The sequence below is a fragment of the Roseinatronobacter sp. NSM genome, assembly GCF_052379845.1.
GTDB lineage: Bacteria > Pseudomonadota > Alphaproteobacteria > Rhodobacterales > Rhodobacteraceae > Roseinatronobacter.
This window is the reverse complement of sequence record NZ_JBQTCF010000075.1, coordinates 1-3,856: the sequence shown is the minus strand read 5'-3', so window position 1 is coordinate 3,856 and position 3,856 is coordinate 1. Positions and strand designations below refer to the sequence as shown.

Below are 3,856 nucleotides of genomic sequence, written 5' to 3'. Positions count from 1 at the left end.
ATCCATAAGTGGCTACGCGATCCTCGATTTTCATCAGCGGATCAGGCCTTGGATTTGCCCGAGCCGGATCATGCCACGTTTCTTCCAATAGAGGTTTCGGGTATGGCGCCCGCGCCAACGCCTGCCATTTCGCGCACTCCTTCGACAGATCCGATCACCGCGCAACGCGTGGACATCACGTTGTCGGATGGTCGGCGGATATTGGTGGAGGGTCCCTCCGCGCTGTCATCGATTATGGCGATGGTCGCGGCGGTGGCGCAATGATCCCGGTGCCGAGCAACACGCGGGTTTGGCTGGCGGCCGGCGTCACGGACATGCGGCGCGGTTTCAATACGCTGGCGGCACAGGCGGAACAGGTTCTGGCCGAGGATCCATATTCGGGCCACATGTTCGTCTTTCGGGGTCGCCAGGGTGATCTTTTGAAGATCATCTGGTGGGATTCTCAGGGGGCCTGCCTGTTTACAAAACGCCTGGAACGGGGCCGGTTTGTCTGGCCCGCAGCCAAGGAAGGCAAGGTCAGCCTTAGCCCGTCGCAGCTGTCGATGCTACTGGAAGGGATCGACTGGCGGACACCGCAGAAGACCTGGCGACCGCTGGTCGCGGGATAGAAGAAAATCCTAATAAAACATGGGCTTTAACACTGTTTCGCGTTCCCTCCCTTAGGGTGATCTGGTATGGATTGCACCATGCTGGAGGCCTTCAAATCCCTGCCCGAAGACCCTGACGAGCTGCGCTCTGTGAGCGAGCAAATGCTCCGGCATATCCAGTCTCTGACCTACCAAAACGAGAAGCTGAAGGCCGAACTGCACGGTCATCGCAAGGCGCGCTTTGGCGCGAAGTCAGAGGGCATGGATCAACTGGCCCTCGACCTGCCGGAAGATGACGAGATCGCGCGGGCGGCGGAGGATCAACTGTCGGGGCAATCGCTCAGTGATAACGAGGCCCCACCCAACAAGCGCCAGCACAGCCGCAAGCCGCTTCCCGAGCATTTGAGACGGGAAGATGAGGTCCTGTCGCCCGGTGACGCATGCGCTGGATGCGGCGGCACACTGCGCCAAGTGGGCGAGGATATCACCCAAGAGCTGGATTATATCCCCGGTCACTTCGTGGTGCGTCAGTTCATCCGCCCCCGCATGGCCTGCACTTGTTGTGAAGCCTTCGCACAGGCACCGTTGCCGTCGCGCCTGATCGAACGCGGGCGCCCCGGTCCTGGCCTCGTGTCGCACATGCTGGTCAGCAAATATTGCGATCATCTGCCGCTTGAGCGGCAATCCAAGATCTACGCCCGCGAAGGGGTTGATCTGCACCGCTCCACGCTGAGTGACTGGGTCGGGCGCACAACGGCCCTGCTGGAGCCCCTGGCCGAGCATATCGGCAAGCTGGTCCGGGCGGGACCAGCCCTGTTTACAGACGATACACCTGTCAAGCTGCAGGTGCGCGCCAACACCACGAAGACCAAAACGGCCCGGCTCTGGAGTTATGTCCGGGACGAACGGCCGTGGTGCGGGGTGGCCCCCCCTGCGCCTGGTATCAGTTCAGCATTGACCGAAAGGGCGAGCACCCCGCCAACCATCTTGCAGGCTATACCGGCACGGTTCATGCCGATGGCTTCGCAGGGTTTAATGGTCTGTTCGGCGCGGGTAAGGCTGACGAACAGGCCTGCATGGTCCATGTGCGCCGCAAATTTGTCGATGAGGTCGAGCGCACTGGCTCCCCCATTGCCCAACAGGCGATCAAACAGATTGCGCAACTTTACGCAGTCGAAAAGGACGCACGGGGGAAAGCCCCGGAAGAGCGTGTCACCCTGCGGCAGGCCAACGCCAAGCCGATCTTCGACGAGCTGGAGCTTTGGCTGCAGGCGCAACTGCGCAAAATCTCCGGTAAAACCAAGCTGGCCGAAGCGATCCGCTACGCCCTGAGCCGCATGCCGAAAGCGCGCGGCTATCTCGACGACGGGCACCTTGAGCTGGACAACAATACCTGTGAGCGGTCGATCAGACCTATTGCATTGGGAAGAAAGAATTATCTGTTCATGGGGTCAATCGGCGGCGGAAAAGCGGCTGCAATCGCCTATACGCTCATGGAAACCTGCAAGCTGAACAACGTCGACCCCGAGGCATGGCTCACATCGGTCCTCAAGCGCCTGCCTGATCACAAGATCAATCGCATCGACGAACTCATGCCCTGGAACTGGCAGCCCGAAAAGGCCTGAAACCGCGCCTCAACCGGACGGATACCGAGCGGGCGTTGGACAGCGTGCCAGGGTTGATCGTGGCGAACTGGGTGGAGGGAAGGTTGTGAGCGTACGGTTTACTACCAAAGAATTAACCCTTTTGTGTGAAGTTGGCGAAAACTCTGTCCAGGGGCTTCTGCATGCAAATCGACCCACATCTTTATCGCAAGGCGTTCCAAGCCTACCTGCGCAAAGGGACGCCTATCGAGTGGTCGATCAAGCAAGAGCGGCCAACCACGCATTACATCTGGCGCACGCGCGGAGATGACAAAGTCCGCCCAAGCCATGCTGCAAACAACGGTCAGGTCTTCGTATGGGATGACCCGCCCGAGACGGGCCACCCCGGCGAAGACTATGGCTGCCGCTGCACGGCTGAGCCATTCATGCCGTCAGTCGATGAGTTCATTGAAATCGAATTGGCCGATACGGGGGACTCCGGAGCCGCTTGGAGCAGCCGTGACTTCGTCCGCCACTACTACAACGGACGTGGGCGCGGTGTTACCGTTCGGGAAACCGGACATCTGAGCAGGATCGTGGCACAGTACATGGGTGAGGTGAGAGAGCGAATGAAAGGACATATTGCCCGGGTCGCGAGAAGACACCCAAACGGTGCCTTCTCCGACGATTTCGTCAACACCTACAACATGACTGGGGTCGTATTCAGCATCGGTAACACGACGATAGGCGGTCGCTTCACGGGAAACTGTATTGCGGAGTTAGGCATTCTGACGGTCTCGGGGCAATTCGAGTTCTACCTAGATGATGAATTCGCCGATCCAGCCGACGTCTGTTTGGAAGTCATCGACCTAGGCGAGACAATCTACGAAAATATCCATAGACCGCTAGATGACTATCTGCGTGGGCGCCCGAGCGGAAGGCAACGGCTCGGCATCCACACTGGCGAACCGTATACGATCACGGACCGGTGGACTGGAAGCTTCTCTCGTCAGGTCTATGCGGACCCAGCTCGCAGCAACTTCTGATGAATTGCGGGCGGAACGATCAGGGAAGGGGAGTGTCAGCCGCCGTCGCTGGTGTCGTTCTGCTTCCGTGCGTATTATTGGCTCTTTGGGTCGTGATCGTTTTCAACGCCAGATATCGCACATGTGTCCAACTTGAGAACGGCGCGAACCTCGGCTACGAAGCGGTCTTCGACCTCAGCAGGCCGTACCTGAAGCCAATTGCGGTTCCGCGATTGGAGAATGGCACACCGATCCTGCGCGACATGCTTTGGTCGATCAGGATCACGCCGACAAGCATCTACGGCCTCTCGCTGGAGCCGATAGAGGAACGTGGGTATCGGTTCGCTTGGCGCAATGACGTCGGGCTTGTCTTGGAATACGATGATCCCGCCGAATACGAGCGTCTTGTCGCCGAAGCGGGCCATGCGAACTGGGACATTGAGATCAACAATGTCGGCACCCAATGGTTGATGAATGAACTAGCCGGGCGACCGGATTTCGAAGTCCGCCGATGCCCGACGTCCTTGGTAACATGGTGATCCAGTGCCCACCCCCCGCGAAACCATCCTCGCCGCGCTGCACTCGCTGCTCTCGGTGCTGCCCGAGCGCGTGCCGGCCGAGGGTCTTCTGATCCTTCGGGACGGGGGTTGGACCTGTCGCC

Annotated in this window: 4 protein-coding genes and 1 pseudogene; all 5 read left to right on the top strand. The window is 59.4% G+C overall.

Going from position 1 to position 3,856, the window contains the following annotated elements:
* Window positions 1-264: IS66-like element accessory protein TnpA (locus ACTZWY_RS19570; RefSeq protein WP_444792381.1), on the top strand; the 264-nt coding region annotated here is incomplete at its 5' end.
* The gene (gene tnpB, locus ACTZWY_RS19565; RefSeq protein ID WP_444792380.1) at window positions 261-608 is read left to right on the top strand and encodes an IS66 family insertion sequence element accessory protein TnpB; all 348 of its coding nucleotides are present in this window, start codon (window positions 261-263) and stop codon (window positions 606-608) included. The genes ACTZWY_RS19570 and tnpB, both read left to right, overlap by 4 nt.
* Window positions 609-686: 78 nt before the next feature.
* Window positions 687-2,212, top strand: a pseudogene (tnpC, locus tag ACTZWY_RS19560) (IS66 family transposase).
* Window positions 2,213-2,373: 161 nt separating this feature from the next.
* Window positions 2,374-3,216: a phage minor head protein gene (locus tag ACTZWY_RS19555; RefSeq protein ID WP_444792379.1), complete on the top strand. Its 843-nt coding sequence runs from the start codon at window positions 2,374-2,376 to the stop codon at window positions 3,214-3,216.
* Window positions 3,217-3,248: 32 nt separating this feature from the next.
* Window positions 3,249-3,734 carry a hypothetical protein gene (locus ACTZWY_RS19550; protein ID WP_444792378.1) on the top strand — a complete coding sequence of 162 codons (486 nt, stop codon included), beginning with the start codon at window positions 3,249-3,251 and terminating at the stop codon, window positions 3,732-3,734.
* The last annotated feature ends 122 nt before the right edge of the window (window positions 3,735-3,856 follow it).